Here is a 20,897-nt window from a genome sequence, read left to right on the forward strand (position 1 = left end):
ACGACATCATGAGTGCGCGCTCGCTTTCAGGTAGACTGGTGGTCTGAAAAATAAACCGGGCCGGCGTTATCGATGTCGCCCCGAAGACTTCTGGAGAATTAATTAATGGCTGACTATCAAGCACCCTTGCGGGATATCCGTTTCACCCTTTACGAAGTTTTTGATGCACCTGCCCTCTGGGCATCATTGCCGAGATTGGCGGAGCATGTGGACCCGGAAACTGCGGACGCCATTCTCGAAGAAGCGGGCAAGATTACCAGCGCAGTACTGGCCCCCCTGAATCGCGAGGCCGATGAGCAAGGCTGCAAATGGGTTAACGGTGAAGTCACTACACCTGAAGGGTTTCGTGAAGCCTATCAAACCATCGTAGACGGTGGCTGGAATGGCCTCGGCGGTAATCCCGAGTTCGGTGGCATGGGTATGCCGAAGACTCTGGTGGCGCAGTTTGAGGAAATGCTTCAGGCTTCAAATATGGCATTTGGTCTGGCTCCCATGTTGACCGCTGGCGCTTGTCTGGCCGTGGATGCTCATGGCAGCCAGGAATTAAAAGAGAAGTATCTGCCGAACATGTATTCCGGTGTATGGTCCGGTGCCATGGATCTGACCGAGCCTCACGCAGGCACCGATCTAGGTATTATCCGTACCAAAGCCCAGCCTAACGATGATGGCTCCTATGATGTAACAGGTACCAAGATCTTTATTACCTGGGGCGAACACGATATGGCCGGGAACATTATTCATCTGGTATTGGCCAAGCTGCCTGATGCCCCCAAAGGACCCAAAGGTATTTCGCTGTTCCTGGTGCCTAAATTCCTGGTGAACGATGACGGGTCGTTGGGCGAGCGCAACACACTCAGCTGTGGTTCGCTTGAGAAGAAGATGGGCATCAAGGCCTCCGCGACCTGTGTAATGAATTTTGACAACGCCAAAGGCTGGCTGGTCGGTGAGCCCAACAAAGGACTGGCGGCGATGTTCACCATGATGAACTATGAACGCCTGGGCGTGGGTATTCAGGGTATTGGCGCCGCAGAAGCGTCGCTTCAGAGTGCGCGGGAATATGCCCTTGACCGGATTCAAAGTCGCGCGCCGACCGGTGCTCAGCAACCGGAAAAAGCTGCAGACCCCATCATCGTGCATCCCGATGTGCGCCGGATGCTGCTGACCATGAAGGGTTATGTTGAAGGCGGTCGGGCATTCTCTACCTACGTTGCACAATGGCTGGATGTGGCCAAATACGCCGATGACGATGCCCGCCGTGAACATGCCGAAGGCATGGTGGCGCTGCTCACACCGGTTGCCAAGGCGTTTCTGACCGATCGTGGGCTGGATGCCTGTGTTATGGGGCAACAGGTGTTCGGTGGACACGGTTATGTGCGTGAGTGGGGTCAGGAGCAACTGGTCCGAGACGTTCGCATAACCCAGATTTACGAGGGCACCAACGGTATTCAGGCGCTTGACCTGATGGGTCGGAAGGTCGTGGGCAGCAAGGGACGCCTCTACGAGCTGTTCGCTGAAGATGTTGGTGCCTTTATTGAAGAAAATAGCAGTAACGCTGCGCTACGACCCTACCTTGAGACGCTTGCGGCCTCGCTGGAACGGCTGTCGGATGTAACCGAGCATGTTATTAACCAGGCCGAAAGGGACCCCGACGCGGTTGGTGCCGCATCAGTTGATTACCTTGACCTGTTTGGCCTGACGGCGCTGGGTTATATGTGGGCAAAAATTGTGAAGGCTGCGTTGTCTAGAGCACAAGGGGATACGTCCGGCTTCTACACTGGCAAACTCAAGTCCGCGCAGTTCTATTATGATCGTTTGTTGCCCAAAACGGTTGCGCTGGCGGAAGGGCTTCGCAGTGGTAGTGACTCAATGATGGCGCTGACCGCAGAGGAGTTTTGAAGCTTCGAGCCAGAATGCTTTCGCGGTTGAAACCGCTCCTACAATAGAACTGGGACTCGCGGTTGAAACCGCTCTACAATGGAACTCGGTGCTTCGGCATTCCTGTAGAGCGACTTCAGTCGCGATTCTTTTGGTCACCTACTTAATCCGCTTTCTCAGGCGCTCATAGCTCTGTTTGAGTTCCTCCCCCATCTCACGAGCCTTGGTGCGAGCTTCTTTCGACGTATCTTCAGCGTTATGGAAGACATCGTCCAGCTTATGCCGAAAGCGCTCCCAATAAGCATCCAGGTCGTCCCACTCATCCTTGATATCCTCTTTGGCCAGATGGAGCTGAACCCGAATTTCATCCCGGTGCTGGCGGATGGTCTCGGATAATTTGTTCAGATCGTCTTTGATACCCATGTTAAACGCCTCCTTTTTGACGCAACTGGAAAACCCCACCACCCTTGGTTGTTAGGGGCAATAACGCCACCTGTATTTACAATGCGACTGAAACTCAGACTCTGTCAAGGGGAGGGCAGGACACGCGGGCAATCGGAGTTAACGTCAGACGAGGGCGGTTGCCATTGAGCGGAGATAATGCCAGGGACCCAGATCACTGAACCCTTTCGAAGCCCGATCAATATCACTGCAAAAAAGGACGGCGCTACGAAGTTGTTCCGGTGATAGCCTCCTGGCTGCCCGCTCCATCGCCTTCATGCGCTGGGGCTGCCGGATGCCACGGGATTTGAGAAAGCCCCCGGGCGTTTCCCTGTTGGCCAAGGCTTGCTGGAGCTCAATCACAAGATGAATGTCCCGGCTCAAAACGGCCAGCAGACCCAGAGGATTATCACCTTCCTGCTCAAGCGCACCGATGATTTTCTGGGCGTTAGCCACGTCACCCATCAACAATTCAGTCACTAATTCAAAGAGGTTAAAGCGGGCGCTGTTTTGCACCGCCTGTTCGACAACCTCTTCATCAATGGTTTTGGTTTTGCTGAACAGGGCAAGCCGGTCCATCTCCTGGCTCGCGGCGAGCAGATTACCCTCAAGCCGATGCACTAGCATATCCAGTGCTCCCCGGGTCAGAGTCAGGCCCTGGGCTTTCGCTCTTTGTTGTAACCAGCCTGGAAATTTGTCCGGGTCGATAGGCCATACCGTTACATGCACACCTTCATTCTGGAGCGTTTTGTACCATTTTCGACGGAGTTCAGCCGGATCGAGTTTCACGCTGATGAGTAGCAACACGATATCATCCGCTGGTGAAGCCAGGAACTGCTCAATGACATCACGGCCGTCGCCGAGCTTGCCCGTGGGGAGATGGATTTCAATGCGTCGCTTTTCGGCAAATAGCGAAAGCGCGCCACACTCTTCCGCCACGGAACGCCAGTCGAGCTGTTTGTCAGCATGGAACGTGACACGGTCTTCGTACCCTGCGGTGCGAGCTGTCTTTCTTATCTCATCACAAGCTTCCTGCACCAGCAGGGGCTCGTCTCCCGATACCAGGTAAACCGGCGCCAGTTTTTTGCTGAGCAACTGGTTCAACTGAGCCGGGGTGGCTTTCATTGCGGGGACTCTTCCTCGCTGCTTTCGGTTTCTGCAGCTTCCCGCAATATTTCTATACGATCTTCGGTAAGCGGTACCAGCCGGAATATGATCTGCTGAGCCAACCGTTGGTAGAGGGTTTCCTGCAATTCCCGCTCTTCTCGTTGTTTGGCGAGTACGTTGGTTTCATCGTAGCGGTAGGTTTCGCTACTACGGATGTCAACTTCCGCTACCAGGGGAATCTGGTCAGAGGTGATAACCTCCATTATCACCGTTTGCCGCAGATCATATTCAGCGGCCGCAGCTTCCAGAGTTATCGCGCTTGCCCGGCGTTGCTGGTTGAAGTCATTTAGCCGTAACAGATAGGCTGCCTCTTCGCTTGCCACCAACCGTATGTCCCCGAGCTCAAGCTGATCTTTCACGGCATTGCAAAGGTCTTCCGGGATATTGTTTGCGCATACCACGGCAAGTGGCTGCAGCGCATCGGAAACTGGCGGCGCTCCCCGGAGCTGGAACCCGCACCCGGTAAGAGCCAGTGCTACCAACGCACTGCCGGTCGTCTTGGGATGGAACCTTGCGTGCCGGGAGAGCGTCATATCAGTTAGCTACCACATTGACGAGTTTGCCGGGGACCACGATCACCTTCCGGACTGTTTTTCCTTCCACGAAACGGATGACGTTTTCGTCTTCCAGAGCAAGAGTTTCCAGGCCGGTTTTATCAATGTCGGCTGGCACATCAGCTTTGGAGCGCACTTTGCCGTTCACCTGCAACACCACCTGGATGCTGGTTTTCACCATGGCTTGCTCGTCTGCCACGGGCCATTTTGCATCTATAACCGCGTTCTCGTGTCCCAGGGCATGCCAGAGTGAGTGGCAGATGTGCGGCGTAATCGGGGATAGTGTCAGTACGGCCGTTTCCAGAGCTTCCTGAATTACCGCGCCGCTTTGGGGGGCATCAGCCGGGAGCCGGTTAATCTCGTTGAGGAGTTCCATCACAGCCGCAATGGCGGTGTTAAACGTAATGCGACGGCTGACATCGTCTGAAACCTTGGCGATGGTTTCATGAGTCTTACGCCGAAGATCTTTCTCGGCACTACTGAGGCTGCCAACATCCAGGGCTGACGCAGAGCCATTTACGAGGTGTTCATGCACGATGCGCCAGAGTCGCTTGAGGAACCTGTGTGCGCCTTCGACGCCACTGTCCGACCACTCAAGTGACTGCTCCGGCGGAGATGCAAACATCATGAACAATCGTACGGTATCGGCACCGTACTGGTCGATGATGGCTTGTGGGTCGATGCCGTTGTTCTTCGATTTGGACATCTTGGTGGTTCCGCCGATTTCCACCGGCAGTCCATCGGCCTTGAGGGTGGCTCGAATCACCTGCCCCTTGTCGTCCTTTTCCAGGGTGACATCGGCTGGCGGTATCCACGCTTTGCCGCCGTTTCCGTCTTCCCGGTAGTAGGTTTCAGCCAGTACCATACCCTGACACAACAAGCGTTTGAACGGCTCCGAACTGGTCACCAGCCCGACATCCCGCAGCAACTTATGGAAGAAGCGTGCGTAGAGTAAGTGCAGAATGGCGTGCTCAATGCCGCCGATGTACTGATCAACCGGTAGCCAGTAGTTTGCTGCCTCCGGGTTCAGCATGCCTTTGTCGTAATTGGGGCTGCAAAAGCGGGCGTAGTACCAGGAAGACTCCATAAATGTATCGAAGGTGTCGGTTTCAAGTGTGGCTGGCTGGCCCTCGAAACTGGTTTTCGCCCACTCGGGGTCGGCCTTGATGGGGGATTTTACGCCATCCATCTCGACGTCTTCCGGCAGCAGGACGGGTAGTTGGTCGGCAGGCACCGGCCGTTCGGTGCCGTCTTCCAGCGTCATCATGGGAATGGGTGCGCCCCAGTAGCGCTGTCGGGAGACTCCCCAGTCGCGCAGCCGATAGTTGACCGTACGCCTGCCTATGCCTTCTTTTTCCAGAAAGTCGGCAATCGCCTCGAAGGCTTCTTCGCTGCTCAAACCGTTGTACTTGCCGCAAGAAACCAGGGTGCCCTTTTCGGTAAAAGCCTCTTCGTGGGTGTCAATCTCACGGTTGTCCGTGGGAGCGATGACCTGCTTGATTGGCAAGTGGTATTTGAGAGCGAACTCGTGGTCTCGTTCATCATGGGCTGGCACGGCCATCAGGGCACCGGTGCCGTAATCCATCAACACGAAATTGGCGACCCAGACGGGAATCAACTCCTGGGTGAGCGGGTGGATAACTTTCATACCCGTATCCACGCCTTTCTTTTCCATCGTAGCCATATCGGCTTCGGCGGTTTTGCTGTTGCGACACTGCTCAATAAATTCGGCAACTTCTTGACTACGTTGAGCTGCTGCAATAGCGAGCGGGTGTTCTGCGGCGAGTGCCATATAGCTCACGCCCATCAGGGTGTCGGGCCGGGTGGTGTAGACCGTGATGTCATCCTCACGGCCCTCGAACCTGAATGTCAGCTCGGTACCAACAGATTTGCCAATCCAGTTGCGCTGCATGGTTTTGACCTGTTCCGGCCAGTCATCCAGTTGGTCCAGGTCTGCCAACAATTCTTCCGCATAATCGGTAATGCGAATGAACCACTGGGGAATCTTCTTTTTCTCGACCAGTGCACCGGAGCGCCAGCCACGACCATCCACCACCTGCTCATTGGCCAATACGGTCTGGTCCACCGGGTCCCAGTTGACCGTGGCCATCTTCTTGTATACCAGGCCTTTCTCGTACAACTGGGTAAAGAACCACTGTTCCCAGCGGTAGTAATCCGGCTTGCAGGTCGCCAATTCACGATCCCAGTCATAGCCAAAACCCAGCTGTTTGAGCTGGGTTTTCATGTAATCAATATTGGCATAGGTCCATTTGGCAGGCGCTGTCCTGTTGCTGATGGCGGCGTTCTCTGCAGGCAGTCCGAACGCGTCCCAGCCCATGGGCTGCATGACGTTCTTACCCTGCATGCGCTGGTAGCGGGAGACCACGTCACCGATGGTGTAGTTGCGCACGTGACCCATATGCAGCTTGCCGCTGGGATATGGAAACATCGACAGGCAATAGTATTTTTCTTTGCCCGGCTGTTCTTTTACACAAAAGGTTTTGTTGTCGTCCCAGAATCTGCGTGCGTCCTGCTCAATGTCGCGGGGGCTGTATTGCTGATCCATTCCTGCCATTGCTGAGATTGCCTGTAGTTGGAAGCTGTTCGTGAAAACTGACAGTGAAAACGTGACAAAGAACTGTCATTAATCGAGTGTTCAAGAGGTTGGATATTCTAACGTAACGGGGTCATTACAGGTAGTCTGCAAGGTAACACGACTTGTGCCAGACTAAACAAGAGACAACACGAAGAGGTGACGCCATGACGGATTCCGAGCGACCCGAGTTTTCAGGTCAGGCACTTAAAGTTTATAACCGGATGCTTGCCAGGGTTGAGACCCGGCTTGGCGAAATGGAGAACCGAACCCGGGAGAGCCTCCGGGAAGAAATTGCAAATGCTGTTGAGTTCGAGAACGAACTCGAGGAGATGACACGGGAAGAGGTGGATTTGCTGGCGACGTACCTTCGTCGTGACCTGGAACACCTGATGAAATTTGTCGATGAAACCGGCGAAGGAGTGGGCGAGTGGTTGCGGTTGGATCTGTCGCTGATCGAACGTCAGTTGTCGGACTTGCTGTTCTCGATTGCCGATAAAAGCCAGCTGGATACGCTGGAACTCGACCAGAAAATTCATAATCACGATGTCGGACATTACATCAGTGGCGAAGTCGCGACCGCTGGCGTGTTGAGATGTCTTTCATGTGGTCATATGCGGTGCCTCACCGCGACCAGTCATATCGAGCCCTGTGAAGCCTGTAATTCCCATTATTTCGAGCGGGTGACGAGCCGATGGCCCCACAGTGAAGATGAGGAAAGGCTTCCGCCAGACCGGGGACAGGGATGAACCTGTCAGGGCAGCTTGGGGATTACTCTCTCCCTGACGAATACAATCAGTATGATGGCGAGGGTGAGTACCGGCCAGGAGCCTGACTGCATATAAGGGGTGTCGCCAGAGGCAGCGTAGACCTCGCTGCGTAAGGTGTCGCGAGTAAACTGGTCGATGGTGTCGGTGATCTGCCCTCTGGGACCAATAACCGCCGTAACGCCATTGTTGGTGCCGCGCAGCATATAACGCCCGGTTTCAAGTGCTCGCATACGGGCAATCTGCATATGTTGAAGCGGGCCTACCGAGTGGCCAAACCAGCCATCGTTGCTGATGGTGATTAACAAGTCAGTGTTGCGCGCGTAAGAGGCGACAAAGTCCGGGTAGGCCACCTCGTAGCAGATAAAAGGCATGACCCTGAGGTCACCTGCTTTGAGCGGCGCCTGGTTATGCGGTCCCGGGGAGAAGCTCGACATCGGCAGGTCAAAGAAGCCGATTAATCCCCGCAACCATTGCTGCAAGGGCACGTATTCTCCGAATGGTACCAGTTTCTGTTTGTGGTAGATGCCCTCACCATTCCCGATGGCCATGATGCTGTTGCGGAAGGTGAAATCCTCAATGGATTCGCTGAACCCGTACCAGGGGATACCGGTGATAAGTGTGCTGCCTGGCCCCAACTCGGCCTGAATGTGCTCAATCACCTTGCCAGCCTGGTCCTGGGGGATGGGGATAGCGGTTTCGGGCCAAAGGATCAGGTCCTGGGTCCAGTCGTCCTGGGTGAGGGTGAGGTAGGTGTAAATCTGTTCCTTCAGGAAGTCCGGGTCCCATTTAATCTGCTGCGGTATATTGCCCTGCATGGCCGCAACGGTCTTCGGCTTGTCAGCCAGGGTGGTCCATTGGAGGTTGGTCATCAGCGGACCGCTCATCCATGGCAAGGCAGCAGCAATGGCAATCAGGACGGCAGCGCCATTGCGCGTGGCGCGGGCAAACCGGTAGCAGAAGATGATCGCAACGCCTGAGAACACAACCCAGAAGGTCAGGCCGTGGACCCCGGTGACTGGTGCGAAGCTGGCGAGAGGGCCGTCGACCTGAGCGGTTCCAAGATAGAGCCACGGAAAACCGGTTAACAGCCAGCTTCTGACCCAATCGCCAAGAATCCAGACCGCCGGAAACAGTAGTAACCGGCGGGACTGACTGGTTTTCGCAAGTTTGCCCCAGGCCCAGAATGCCACGCCATGGCACAGAGCCAGGCCACTGACGAAAACAAGCGTCAGCAAAATGGCAACCGGTATAGGGGTATTGCCGTGTTCGCTGATACTGACATAAACCCAGGACACTCCTGAGCCGAACAGTCCCAGCCCGAACACCCACCCAGCCCGAAAGAGCATCCGGGGCGAAAGCGACAGGCAGATGCAGACAACCATGACGATCGATAACGGTCCCAACCACCACCAGTTAAACGGAGAGAAGGTCAGGGTTTGCAGGCCACCTGCTACGAGCAGGGCCAGCCAATGGAACCAGGACAGCGACCTCGGGTAAAGCCTATCCGTCACTACGCGTTACCTGGAGCAAGCGAATAACCCGGTTATCAGCATTGGCAATGGTGAACAGCAGCCCTGCGAATTCGACGGATTCGCCCCGTCTGGGCAAGTGTCCGAACTCTTTCAATACGATACCGCCGATAGTGTCGAACTCTTCTTCATCGAGCTCAGTCTTGAAAAACTCGTTGAAATCGTCAATCGGGGTAATCGCCTTGACCGCAAAACTGCCATCGCCGCGGGCCTTGATATGGGTTTCCTCGTCGAAATCGTGCTCGTCCTCAATCTCGCCGACGATTTGCTCCAGCACGTCTTCGATGGTGATCAAGCCTGCTGTGCCACCGTATTCATCGACAACAATCGCCATATGATTACGGGTTTCCTTGAACTCCTTGAGCAACTGGTTCAATCGTTTGCTTTCAGGCACAAAGGTCGGCGGGCGCAGAATTTCGCGGATTTTAATCCAGCTAAGATCATTGTCCAGAGCCAGAGGGAGGAGGTCTTTTGCGAGCAGCACGCCGATGACGTCGTCCTGATTATCGCCGATCACCGGAAAGCGGCTGTGGGCCGACTCCATGATGTCTGACAAAAAGGTTTTGGGCTCCTGGGCGGCCTTGACGGTCACCATCTGGGAGCGGGGGATCATGATCTCATCGACTCGCATGTCAATGACCTGCATGGCACCCTCGATGATGCTCATGGCGTCGGCGTCAATGATGTTCTGTGTTTCTGCGTCCCGGAGAATTTCCAGCACGTCTTCAACAGTTTCAGGCTCGTTGGAAAAAGCCTGGGAAATGCGTTCCAGCCAAGACTTGCTGCCTTGACTGCGACTCGACTGATCGTCGCTCATGAGTCCTGTTCCGTTTCCTCTGATTCGTATGGGTTCCCGAAACCCAACCCGTCCAATAGCTGGGTCTCCAGGGATTCCATTATCTCGGCGTCTGTATCGCTCAGGTGGTCATAACCCTGAAGGTGCAGCATGCCATGAATGATCATATGTGCCCAGTGGGCGACAAGTGCCTTGCTCTGCTCGCGGGCTTCGTCGGCCACTACCGGCGCGCATATAACAAGGTCACCGGCTAACGGAACTGTTATACCGGCTGGCGCCTCAAATGGGAAGGAAAGTACATTGGTTGGCCCCGATTTGTGACGGTACTGACTGTTGAGCTCGGCGCTCTCCTCGCGCCCAACAATGCGCAGTGTCACTTCTGACGGGTGGGCTTGCTGCCAGGCGACGTTCGCCCATCGAGTCAGTGCGTCATCATCTGGCACCTCGGGTGTTTCCAGAATCCTTTGTATATCAACGGTCAGGGCTGTCATTGTGACTTGCTACTGCCCTCGTCAAAAGCATCATAGGCTTCGACAATGCGCTGCACCAGGGGATGGCGAACCACGTCCTTGGCTTCAAATCGGGTAAACCCGATACCGGCGACATTGTTCAAGACCCCTGCGGCATGAATGAGCCCGGAATTCTGGCCTTTGGGCAAGTCCACCTGGGTAGTGTCGCCGGTGATCACCGCCGTTGAGCCGAAGCCAATACGGGTCAGAAACATTTTCATCTGCTCCCGGGTGGTGTTCTGGCTCTCATCCAGAATAATGAACGCGTTATTCAGGGTCCGACCCCGCATAAAGGCGAGGGGGGCGATTTCGATGATGCTTTTTTCGATCAGTCGGGTGACATGATCAAACCCCAGCATCTCGTAGAGGGCGTCGTAAAGCGGGCGCAGGTAGGGGTCCACCTTCTGGGCCAGGTCACCGGGCAGGAAGCCGAGTTTTTCACCCGCTTCCACGGCTGGACGAACCAGCAGAATACGTTTGACCTGTTCATCTTTCAGAGCTTCGACGGCACAGGCTACGGCAAGCCAGGTCTTGCCGGTACCGGCTGGACCAATCCCGAAGTTGATATCATGACTGCGGATGCTGTGCACATACCTTTGCTGATTGGCGCCCCGGGGCCGGGCCTGCAATTTCGGGGTCTTGATGACGATCTGGCTGCCATCGTAAGGGATTTCTTCTGGCAGGCGCTCATAGCCAGCTTCCCGTATGAACAGGTGAACAGTATCCGGGGAAATATCGTCGGCGGCTTCGGTCTCGCGGAACATATGTCGGATAACTTCGGCCGCCGCCGTGGCGTGTTCGGCTTCACCCTCGACCTTGAAATGGTGCCCTCGGCGCCCGATACGCACATCCATGCGCCGTTCGATGTGCTTCAGATGCTCGTCAAACTGGCCACACAGGGTGGTCAGCCGGCGCTGGTCGGCTGGGTATAAATCGAATATTTTGGCTTCTGTGGTTTTCAAATTTTCCTCATTCGTTGAGATTGGGCGGTGGCCTTGTTTCGCGCCTGGACCAACGGTGCCTGGTCGGCGGCCACACAGATTTTTCCAGACACGCCGCGTAAATACATCCCTGTAGGGCTCGGTCGCGCCATCCCTGGCGCTCTACGGTCTGGAAAAACCTGTCTGACCGCCACCCTCGATACGGAACACCTGCTTGATAATACTGAAAAACGTAAGGGTCAATAGCGCCAGCATCTAAAATAGTCGCCTGCTGGTTCATGTAGACCACGATTGTGTCTGGCGATTCTTTCGATTGCTCTTTGGGTTTAATGGAGTTCACAACGAAGTTTGCAAGAGGGCGGTGGGTAGCTTTTTCGAAAACCGTCTGCAGCCATGGATGGCTGCAGTCGAGCCCTACAGGGACGTATTTACGGGCGTGTTTTGGAAAAAGCTACCCGCCGCGCTCCTACGCTGCAACCCACCCGATCTGTCTCTGGTCAGTGCAATTGATCGTTGACCGGTACGCCTCTGAGAGAATTGGGCAGAGCTTCCCGTATTTCGACATCAATGAAGTGCCCAACCACATCCAGGTTTTCCGAACGGAAGTTGACGATGCGGTTATTCTCCGTTCGGCCGGCAAACTCGCCCGGATCCTTCTTGGATAGGCCGGTTACCAGAATCCGCTGGGTCGTACCCACCATGCTGCGGCTGATCTCGAAGGTCTGCTGGTTGATCCGCTGCTGCAGAATACTCAACCGTTGCTTCTTGGTGTCCATTGGCGTGTCGTCCGGCAGGTCCGCCGCTGGGGTGCCGGGACGGGCGCTGTAAATGAAACTGAAGGAGGCATCGAATCCAATGTCGTTGATCAGCTTCATGGTGGCCTCGAAATCCTTCTCGGTTTCGCCCGGAAAGCCAATGATGAAATCAGATGAGAAGCTGATGTCCGGCCGGATTGCCCGTAAACGCCGTAGTTTGGATTTATATTCAAGTGCCGTGTGGCCGCGCTTCATCAATGCCAGAATCCGGTCCGAACCGCTCTGGACGGGCAGATGGAGATGGCTGACCAACTCGGGAACCTGCTCATAGGCCTTGATGAGAGATTCAGAAAACTCCACCGGATGTGAAGTGGTGTAGCGAATCCGGTCAATGCCATCAATGGTCGCGATCATGGCGATCAACTCGGCCAGATCCATAGTGTCGCCGTCATGAGTTTCGCCCTGATAGGCATTGACGTTTTGCCCCAGCAGATTCACTTCACGTACGTTCTGGTCAGCGAGGTGGGCAACTTCAGCGATCACGTCGTCCACCGGGCGGCTGACTTCTTCCCCTCGGGTGTAGGGCACCACACAAAAAGTGCAGTATTTGCTACAACCTTCCATGATAGAGACGAATGCAGACGGACCGTTAGCCCCAGGGGAGGGCAAGTTGTCGAATTTCTCAATTTCCGGGAAGGTAATGTCTACTACGCCGACGCCACCCTTTCGGGCCTGGATAATCAGCTCTGGCAAACGGTGTAGTGTTTGAGGGCCGAAGACCATGTCCACGTAGGGCGCGCGATCAATAATGGCCTGACCTTCCTGGCTGGCGACACAGCCGCCAACACCAATGATCAAATCCGGATTCCTGGCCTTCAGACCTTTCCAGCGACCGAGCTGATGGAATACCTTTTCCTGGGCTTTTTCGCGAATTGAGCAGGTATTGAGCAATAAAATGTCGGCATCGTCGGCAGAATCAGTCATCTCGACCGTTTCACCAACCTGCAGCAGGTCTGCCATGCGAGAGGAATCATATTCATTCATCTGGCAGCCATGTGTCTTGATAAACAGCTTCTTGGCCATGAGTCTCAAATAATCGTCGTTGGATGTCGGCGCTCGGGGCATGGATTGAGCGCTTCTTTAAAAGAGCCGGGTATTATAACGGTCTGATCAATCCGTAACCAGTGGTGACTGACTTTCCCGCTGGATTCGTAGATGGACTGCAGACGACATGACCCTGGAAAGCCACTACTTCAGTCAGGCTCAGGTGTCGTCCCGGACTTCCAGATATTTCTGGAGTTGCTCTCGCAGCGCTTTGGGAAGGCGGGTGATGGTGAGGGCGTCCTTTTCACGATCATAGTAGATCGCCTGGTTTACCAGGTCTGAGGAAAACGACACACTCATGCCACCGCCGGAGCCGGCGATGCGGACGAGTTTTTTGACCTTGCGATGGTCGGGGTGGAGCACTGTCCCTTCCGGTAGGTCTTGTGCTTTGGCAGCGAACTGCTTGAAGCGCTCGGGGCGCTCTTCGTCCAGGTAGCCAGACAGAGCTTCAACCGCAACCGGCTCGCCCAAAGCGTGCTGCTCTTTGCAGAATTCATAGGCGCGGGTACGGACCTTGCCAGCGTCCTCTGGAGCATCTGATTGGCGGGCAAAAGCTTCAACCGCATCGAGGAAGGTCAGGGTTTCCTTTTCAACATCCACCTGATTGGTAAAGCCGCAAAGGCGTATAAAGAAATCACCGATCTCGCCAGTACCCCTGGCATGCACCAGGGTCAGATAGTTTTCGCCGGGGCTGACTGATAGCCAGTCGTCCAGTTCAATGCGCAGTGCCAGGTTGAGCCTGGACATGCTCAGCACGTCGGTACCGTCCAGTGCCTGGCTGCCATCAAAACGCAGGGCGCTGTCGCTTTCAACGATCAGCAGGTAGACGGCGTCGCTGTCGGCCAGAGCTTCGTGAACCAGCATCAGATGCCCCTGATGCTCTTCCTGGCTACCATTGAGATGTTCTTGCCACTGACCAAACAGTCGGTCGGTAAGCGAGGCGAAGGTTTGTCTGTCTTCCAGGTAGTCTTTCAGCCAGGCACTAAACGGACACTCTCCAATGTCTTCGGAAAAGCGGCCGTATTTTTTGCCCGGCTTGGTATTGAACAGGCGCTTCATCTGTTTGTGAAGCGCCTCGTAATCTCCACCCGGTTCTTTCAGGGATTCACCGGACTTCATTGTCGCTGGCTGACCGGGCTGCATCTGGCTGGCAAATGCGGTACGGAGATATCGGATAGACATAGATTAAATGCGCTTGTCTTGGGTGAGCGTCTGGACCAGTTCGTTAACTGCTTTGGCTATCTCGGCCGTTTCGTCTGCCCGGGCCGAGGCGCTGGCCACATCGGTGCCGATGTTTGCTGCAACTGCGATCAGGCCGTGAGCGGTCAGTAACTGCGCCGTCCGGCAACGTTCATCAGTGGTACCGCCGTTCTCTTCGGTCAAGACCACGGAAGTTTTACCGAGGTCAAACAGTGCCCGCTCAACCGCCAGAGTCAGCTCCCCCGATTGCTTGCCGCCGCAGGCGATGATCAGGGGCCGCTGGGCCAGGCGTCTGGCGCGTTCTTCAGCACTGACAGGCGCCAGTTGCTCGCCGTCACCCTCGGTCAGACCGGTAATCATACCCGCGCCCACCGTCACGTTGGTCAGGCGGTCGACAATAATAAAACCGCCGGTTGCCCGGTTGCGAGGGTACGGGTCAAAGGCTACTGGCTGGCTGAGTGTCAGCTCACAGAGCCCGATCTCGTTCAAGGCAAGGGCGGTAACGTCGTCCTGTCGCTCAAGTGTATTAACGTCGGTTCGGTAGGCGACTTTGCGAACAGAGCCGGAAGTGAAAGTTGGCCCTAACTTGATATCGTAAAGACGGCCAGTTTCAAGGGGCTGGTCGATCATCCAGACCACATTGGCATTGAACCGATTGCTGACCAATGGTTCGTCTTCCGGCTTCACCAGCATATCGCCGCGGCTGATGTCGATCTCGTCGTCCAGTGTCAGGGTGACGGCCTGATCAACGTATGCTTCTTCCAGGTTGCCATCGAAGGTGACAATTTCCTTGACGGTGCTGGTTTTTCTCGAAGGCAGAGCCATGACCGTGTCACCCGGACGAATAACACCAGAGGCGATGGTGCCGCAGAAACCACGGAAGTTCAGGTTCGGACGATTGACGTATTGAACTGGCAGCCGGAAATGTTCCAGGTTTTTATCACGGGCGACTTCTACAGTTTCCATGATTTCCATCATGGGCTGGCCTGTAAACCACGGAGTGTTTTCGCTGCGTGTAACGACATTGTCGCCTTCCAATGCCGATATTGGCACGAAGCGCACATCTTTTAGGCCCAGCCTCGTGGCGAACGCCAGGTAATCCTTTTTGATTTCCTCAAAGCGTTCTTCGCTGAAATCCACCAGGTCCATCTTGTTGATAGCTACAACGATGTGTCGAATGCCGAGCAGGGATGCGATGAAAGAATGACGGCGGGTCTGAGTCAGCACTCCGTGCCGGGCATCGATCATCATAATGGCTAGCTGGGCGGTTGAAGCGCCGGTCGCCATGTTTCGGGTGTACTGTTCGTGGCCCGGAGTATCCGCGATGATGAACTTGCGCTTATCAGTCGAGAAGTAGCGATAAGCAACGTCTATGGTAATGCCTTGCTCGCGCTCGGCCTGCAAACCATCCACCAGCAAAGCCAGATCCAGCTTCTCGCCGGTGGTGCCCAGCTTCGCGCTATCTGCCTTGAGGCTGGTCATATGATCTTCATAAATCATCTTGGTGTCGTGGAGCAGACGACCGATCAGCGTGCTTTTGCCGTCATCGACACTGCCACAGGTCAGCAAGCGCAGTAGCTGTTTGTCTTCATGCTGCTGAAGATAGGCGCCGATATCTTCGGCAATCAGGTCGGACTGGTGAGACATGGTAAAAATCCTGTAAATACGGTAGCCGTGGTTTAGAAATAGCCTTCGCGTTTTTTCTGTTCCATGGAGCCGGCGGAATCGTGGTCAATGACCCGGCCCTGGCGCTCAGAGCTTTTGGCCAGCAGCATTTCCTGAATGATGTCTGTGAGCTTGTCGGCCCGGGATTCGATCGCACCGGTGAGCGGATAACAGCCAAGTGTGCGGAAGCGGACGAATTTCTTCATCGGCGTTTCGCCCTCTTTTAACGGCATACGGTCGTCATCCACCATGATCAGGGTGCCATCCCGGTCAACCACAGGGCGCTCTGCCGCGTAATACAGGGGTACGATCTCGATGTTTTCCAGATAGATGTACTGCCAGATATCGAGTTCGGTCCAGTTAGACAGCGGGAAGACGCGAATACTCTCGCCTTTGTTAATCTTGCCGTTATAGGTATTCCACAGCTCCGGCCGCTGATTTTTCGGGTCCCAGCGGTGATATTCGTCCCGGAACGAATAGACTCGCTCCTTGGCCCGGGACTTTTCTTCATCCCGCCGGGCGCCACCGAAGGCGGCATCGAACTTGTATTTGTTCAACGCCTGTTTCAGGCCCTGGGTTTTCATGATATCGGTATGCTTGGCGCTGCCGTGAGTAAACGGTCCGACGCCCTGATCGACGCCTTCCTGGTTAATGTGAACTATGAGGTCCAGGTCGAACTTTTTGGCTTGCTCATCACGGAAACGGATCATCTCCTGAAACTTCCAGGTGGTATCAATGTGCATCAGTGGGAAGGGAAGTTTGCCAGGGAAAAAGGCTTTTCGGGCAAGGTGTAGCATCACCGAGGAATCTTTCCCGATCGAATAAAGCATCACGGGGTTGTCGAATTCTGCTGCGACTTCCCGAATGATATGGATGCTTTCTGCTTCCAGTTGTTTGAGATGCGTCAGGTTGTAAGTGGTCATCGTATCCTGTTACCGCTTGCCGTGGGCGCGTGTTGAGATAGCAGGGAGCGGACCGCGTTAACAGGCTCACTGCCGTCAGAAATGGGAGGCATACTATACCAGATACGCCAATGGCATAAGAAGCGTGTGGGCTAGAGTTTGGCGCTATAACATTATGCAGAAATGTTGCCGCGGGGTTTTGGCGCTCTGAGGCGAACCCTCGGAATCAAGGTAATATTGAGAGCTGGCGGCTGACAAATTGATCAACGTAGCTCTGGCCATTGCCTTCGAAACTGCAGAACTGAATTCCTACATGGAACTCGTCACGGGATACGCGACGCAAATGAATCAGGTTGCAGTCGGCGGAGATGGTGACATTCTGTGAAGCGACAACGGGGACGGAAAACTTCGCCATGATATCAACCCACTGACCAGGGGCGGGAGCTTTTCGCCCGGGCACCAGCTGATGCAGGGTTTTGTTATCGCATGAGAGCATCATGCCAGCGCGGGAAAGGTTTATAGTGCGGCATGGTACGGCTTGACCCGAAGGCGCGCTCACGAGGACATCCAGTTGTGCCTCAACACGCTGCTGGCTTCTCAGGTTCTGCTTGCTTACGACTGGCTTCATGATGCCTTTAAAGACCTCTTGAGTAACAGGTGTGCCAAATAGTTGTTTTAGTAATGTCGGCCTAACCGACTGAAAGTTTAGCTGTTTGTTAACTAATCAGCAAGAAACCTGTAGTCGTGATGGTCGTGTTGAGTTTCGTTGGTGCCAGCGTACTGTCGCATTGTGCTTTTTGCCGGGGGGTCCGCTGGTGTAAACTGCTGACCCGAACCCATGGGTTTTCAAGCTTCTCGCCCGTTGGGAGGCTCCGTCGTTAATAGGTCAAATCGCGATATGTCAGACACGTCAGTTTCGGTCTCAACCGGCAATTCTTCAGCTGGCAACAAGGTCGGCTTTATTAGTCTCGGTTGCCCCAAGGCTTTGGTTGATTCCGAACGCATTCTTACTCAGTTGCGACTCGATGGCTATGAAATAGTGCCCACTTATAACGATGCGGATGTGGTGGTCGTGAATACTTGTGGCTTTATTGATGCAGCCAAGCAGGAGTCCCTCGACGCTATTGGCGAAGCCCTCAACGAAAACGGCAAGGTTATTGTGACCGGTTGTATGGGAGTTGAAGCCGATCGCATACGGGAAACCCATCCGGGGGTGCTTGCGGTATCCGGGCCCCACGCTTATGAGGAGGTGGTCGGCTCGGTCCACCAGTTTCTTCCTCCTCAAAAGAACCATGACCCATTCCTTGATCTGGTGCCCCCACAAGGGATCAAACTGACGCCAAGACACTATGCCTATCTGAAAATTTCAGAAGGCTGTAACCACCGCTGTACTTTCTGCATCATCCCTTCCATGCGGGGGGATCTTGTCAGCCGCCCGGTTGGCGATGTGATGGACGAGGCTCAGCGCCTGGTCGATGCGGGTGTAAAAGAGTTACTGGTGATCTCTCAGGACACCAGTGCTTACGGTGTGGATGTAAAATACCGCACCGGATTCTGGCAGGGTCGCCCGCTGAAAACCCGCATGCTGGCGCTTTGCGAAGCACTCGGTACCCTCGGAGTCTGGGTGCGCTTGCACTATGTCTATCCTTATCCGCATGTGGACGATGTCATTCCCCTGATGGCGGCGGGCAAGATCCTGCCGTATCTCGATATCCCGTTTCAGCACGCCAGTCCGCGAATCCTAAAAGCGATGAAGCGTCCGGCCCATGACAGCAAAACTCTGGACCGAATTCGTAAATGGCGTGAGATCTGTCCCGAGTTAACCATCCGCTCGACGTTTATTGTTGGCTTCCCGGGCGAGACCGAGGAAGATTTTCAGTATCTTCTGGACTGGCTTGATGATGCCCAGTTGGACCGGGTGGGTGCGTTTAAGTACAGCCCGGTAGAAGGCGCGAAAGCGAACGAAATCGAGGGCGCGGTGCCGGAAGACATAAAGGAGGAGCGTCTGGAGCGGTTCATGGCAAAGCAGGCGGAGATCAGCGCTGCCCGACTGCAAGCAAAGATCGGTAAGACTATTGAAGTGTTGATTGACGAAGTGGATGAAGAAGGCGCGATTGGCCGTTCACAAGCAGATGCGCCAGAAATAGATGGCATGGTGTATCTCAACGATGAAACGGACCTGGTTCCTGGCCAGATAGTTCAGGTTATTGTTGAAAACGCGGATGAGCATGATCTTTGGGCTCGGCTTGCTTGACTCGTTTTCCCTTTTTATCCCAATAGGCCAGCGTTGGTTTTAACGGCCCGAGGTAGGAACCTTCTTCCAGAACACGCCACGAGTACGTCCCTGTAGGCTCGGGCTCCGCCATCCATGGCTCCGCACGGTTCTGGAAGAAGGTTCCTACCCCGGACCTGGTTAACTTGGCAGTTGCCGCATTAAAAGATTGTTTGCACGCTATTTCCAAGGCTCGAGCGCACGGGTGGCGTCTTCCTCCCAAAAACGTGGGGCGCCATGGATGGCGCACCCGAGCCCTACAGGGACGTATTCACGGGCGTTTTTTGGGAGGAAGATGCCATTCGTGCGCATACCTCCAATCAGGGTTTTAATCCCCAAGTTTCCTCTGCAAAATCTCATTAAACAGCTTCGGATTCCCCTGACCCTTAGAGGCCTTCATCAGAGGGCCCATAAACCCGCCCATCAGCTTCTTGCGTTTCTTCTCATCGGCTTCCTGATACTGGGCAATCTGCTCCGGCATCTCCGCCAGAACCTGATCCACCAGTTTTTCCAGCTCACCGGTGTCGGATACCTGCTTCAGGCCTTTGGCTTCGATCACATCATCGGCATTGCCAGCCTCACCGGACCACAGAGCCTCGAAGACTTTTTTGGCGCCCGCCGATGAAACGGTGTTGTCAGCGATACGAATTACCAGACCGCCAAGCTGTTCGGCGCTGATGGGAGATTCCGTGACTTGCTTGTCCTCTGCATTAAGGCGTGCGGAGAACTCCCCCTGGATCCAGTTTGCAGCCAGCTTGGCATCCTTGCCGTGACGCACAGTGTCTTCAAAAAAGGCAGCCAGTTTGGATTCGCTACTGAGCAGGCCCGCATCGTAGTCGTTCAGGCCGTACTGTTCCTTGAAACGGTGTTTGCGAGCATCGGGTAATTCCGGCAGGCAGCGGCGGGCGTCTTCGATGAAGGCGTCATCAATTTCTACTGGCAACAGGTCGGGGCAGGGGAAGTACCGGTAATCGTTGGCTTCTTCCTTGCTGCGCATGGAGCGGGACACATTGGTATCGCCATTATAAAGACGGGTCTCCTGCACAATCGTGCCGCCGTCTTCCAGAATATCGATCTGGCGCCCCACCTCCTGGTGGATGGCCTGCTCCATAAAGCGGAAAGAGTTGAGGTTCTTGGTCTCGGTGCGGGTGCCGAGTTCTTCCCGGCCTTGCGGGCGCACTGACACGTTGACGTCAAAACGCAGGGAACCTTCGGACATGTTGCCGTCGCAAATACCCAGGGAAGTCACTAGGCCGTGGAGTTTGCGGGCAAAGGCAACGGCTTCCTCGGAGCTGCGCATATCCGGTTCAGTGACCACTTCGATCAATGGAGTGCCTGCCCGGTTGAGATCTATGCCAGTCATGCCATGAAAATCTTCATGCAATGACTTACCCGCATCTTCCTCGAGATGGGCGTGGTGGATACGGATACGTTTTATAGTGCCATCGGCCAGTGCGATATCAACATGCCCGGGCCCCACAATCGGGCGCTCCAGTTGCGTGGTTTGATAGCCTTTTGGCAGGTCCGGATAAAAGTAGTTTTTGCGTTCAAATACTGATCGGCGGGCGATCTCTGCGTCCACTGCAAGGCCGAACATAACGGCATAGCGAAACGCCTGCTCGTTGGGCACCGGCAGGGTGCCGGGCATTGCGAGATCAACGGCGCTGGCCTGGGTGTTTGGTTCGGCGCCATAAGCAGTGCTGCTACCGGAGAAGATCTTGGTTTTGGTGGCGAGCTGAACGTGAATTTCCAACCCGATCACAACGTCCCATTGCATGTTCTGTATCCTCCTGATGGGGACGGCATCGCTGACCCCAGATAAAA

The 20,897-nt window shown here is 54.9% G+C and carries 17 protein-coding genes; 3 read left to right on the top strand and 14 right to left on the bottom strand.

The features are described 5' to 3' along the window. Positions 1-105: 105 nt before the first annotated feature. A complete protein-coding gene (locus tag WEB64_RS02295; RefSeq protein WP_368061990.1) occupies positions 106-1,896 on the top strand; it encodes an acyl-CoA dehydrogenase C-terminal domain-containing protein in 1,791 nt (596 codons plus the stop codon). Between the two features lie 138 nt (positions 1,897-2,034). Here the strand turns inward: WEB64_RS02295 and WEB64_RS02300 are convergent, their stop codons facing one another. From WEB64_RS02300 to leuS, 4 genes are all read right to left on the bottom strand, one after another. Next, the gene (locus WEB64_RS02300; RefSeq protein ID WP_368061989.1) at positions 2,035-2,298 is read right to left on the bottom strand and encodes a hypothetical protein; all 264 of its coding nucleotides are present in this window, start codon (positions 2,296-2,298) and stop codon (positions 2,035-2,037) included. A 144-nt stretch (positions 2,299-2,442) separates the two neighbouring features. After that, on the bottom strand, positions 2,443-3,441 hold the full coding sequence (holA, locus tag WEB64_RS02305; protein ID WP_368061988.1) for a DNA polymerase III subunit delta: 999 nt from the start codon (positions 3,439-3,441) through the stop codon (positions 2,443-2,445). After that, entirely contained in the window at positions 3,438-4,016 is a 579-nt protein-coding gene (gene lptE, locus WEB64_RS02310; RefSeq protein WP_368061987.1) for an LPS assembly lipoprotein LptE, read from the bottom strand. Before lptE ends, holA begins: the two co-directional genes overlap by 4 nt. 1 nt (position 4,017) lies before the next feature. Continuing rightward, positions 4,018-6,603 (bottom strand): leucine--tRNA ligase, encoded by a 2,586-nt coding sequence (leuS, locus tag WEB64_RS02315; RefSeq protein WP_368062263.1) that lies wholly within the window; start codon positions 6,601-6,603, stop codon positions 4,018-4,020. Between the two features lie 194 nt (positions 6,604-6,797). On the opposite strand from leuS, the gene WEB64_RS02320 reads away from it, so the two are divergent. Continuing rightward, complete coding sequence (locus WEB64_RS02320; RefSeq protein ID WP_368061986.1) at positions 6,798-7,379, top strand: zinc ribbon-containing protein; 582 nt, start codon at positions 6,798-6,800, stop codon at positions 7,377-7,379. Positions 7,380-7,384: 5 nt separating this feature from the next. Here the strand turns inward: WEB64_RS02320 and lnt are convergent, their stop codons facing one another. From lnt to WEB64_RS02365, 9 genes are all read right to left on the bottom strand, one after another. Then, on the bottom strand, positions 7,385-8,911 hold the full coding sequence (gene lnt / locus WEB64_RS02325) for an apolipoprotein N-acyltransferase (protein ID WP_368061985.1): 1,527 nt from the start codon (positions 8,909-8,911) through the stop codon (positions 7,385-7,387). Continuing rightward, positions 8,901-9,746 carry an HlyC/CorC family transporter gene (locus tag WEB64_RS02330; RefSeq protein ID WP_368061984.1) on the bottom strand — a complete coding sequence of 282 codons (846 nt, stop codon included), beginning with the start codon at positions 9,744-9,746 and terminating at the stop codon, positions 8,901-8,903. The genes lnt and WEB64_RS02330 overlap by 11 nt, the downstream gene beginning before the upstream one ends. Beyond that, positions 9,743-10,216 (bottom strand): rRNA maturation RNase YbeY, encoded by a 474-nt coding sequence (gene ybeY / locus WEB64_RS02335; protein WP_368061983.1) that lies wholly within the window; start codon positions 10,214-10,216, stop codon positions 9,743-9,745. Before ybeY ends, WEB64_RS02330 begins: the two co-directional genes overlap by 4 nt. Then, positions 10,213-11,196, bottom strand: a complete 984-nt coding sequence (locus WEB64_RS02340; protein ID WP_368061982.1) for a PhoH family protein — start codon at positions 11,194-11,196, stop codon at positions 10,213-10,215. Before WEB64_RS02340 ends, ybeY begins: the two co-directional genes overlap by 4 nt. A 476-nt stretch (positions 11,197-11,672) precedes the next feature. After that, positions 11,673-13,013: a tRNA (N6-isopentenyl adenosine(37)-C2)-methylthiotransferase MiaB gene (miaB, locus tag WEB64_RS02345; protein ID WP_368062262.1), complete on the bottom strand. Its 1,341-nt coding sequence runs from the start codon at positions 13,011-13,013 to the stop codon at positions 11,673-11,675. A gap of 180 nt (positions 13,014-13,193) precedes the next feature. Next, entirely contained in the window at positions 13,194-14,216 is a 1,023-nt protein-coding gene (locus tag WEB64_RS02350) for a nucleoid-associated protein (RefSeq protein ID WP_368061981.1), read from the bottom strand. 3 nt (positions 14,217-14,219) lie between these two features. Continuing rightward, the gene (gene cysN, locus WEB64_RS02355; RefSeq protein ID WP_368061980.1) at positions 14,220-15,881 is read right to left on the bottom strand and encodes a sulfate adenylyltransferase subunit CysN; all 1,662 of its coding nucleotides are present in this window, start codon (positions 15,879-15,881) and stop codon (positions 14,220-14,222) included. A 32-nt stretch (positions 15,882-15,913) separates the two neighbouring features. Continuing rightward, the gene (gene cysD, locus WEB64_RS02360) at positions 15,914-16,822 is read right to left on the bottom strand and encodes a sulfate adenylyltransferase subunit CysD (RefSeq protein ID WP_368061979.1); all 909 of its coding nucleotides are present in this window, start codon (positions 16,820-16,822) and stop codon (positions 15,914-15,916) included. Positions 16,823-17,027: 205 nt separating this feature from the next. Next, on the bottom strand, positions 17,028-17,429 hold the full coding sequence (locus WEB64_RS02365) for a PilZ domain-containing protein (RefSeq protein WP_368061978.1): 402 nt from the start codon (positions 17,427-17,429) through the stop codon (positions 17,028-17,030). 270 nt (positions 17,430-17,699) lie between these two features. On the opposite strand from WEB64_RS02365, the gene rimO reads away from it, so the two are divergent. Next, the gene (gene rimO, locus WEB64_RS02370) at positions 17,700-19,055 is read left to right on the top strand and encodes a 30S ribosomal protein S12 methylthiotransferase RimO (protein WP_368061977.1); all 1,356 of its coding nucleotides are present in this window, start codon (positions 17,700-17,702) and stop codon (positions 19,053-19,055) included. A gap of 346 nt (positions 19,056-19,401) precedes the next feature. Here the strand turns inward: rimO and gatB are convergent, their stop codons facing one another. Further along, complete coding sequence (gene gatB, locus WEB64_RS02375; RefSeq protein WP_368061976.1) at positions 19,402-20,850, bottom strand: Asp-tRNA(Asn)/Glu-tRNA(Gln) amidotransferase subunit GatB; 1,449 nt, start codon at positions 20,848-20,850, stop codon at positions 19,402-19,404. Between the last annotated feature and the right edge of the window lie 47 nt (positions 20,851-20,897).

The organism is Marinobacter sp. (assembly GCF_040882185.1).
Lineage (GTDB): Bacteria > Pseudomonadota > Gammaproteobacteria > Pseudomonadales > Oleiphilaceae > Marinobacter.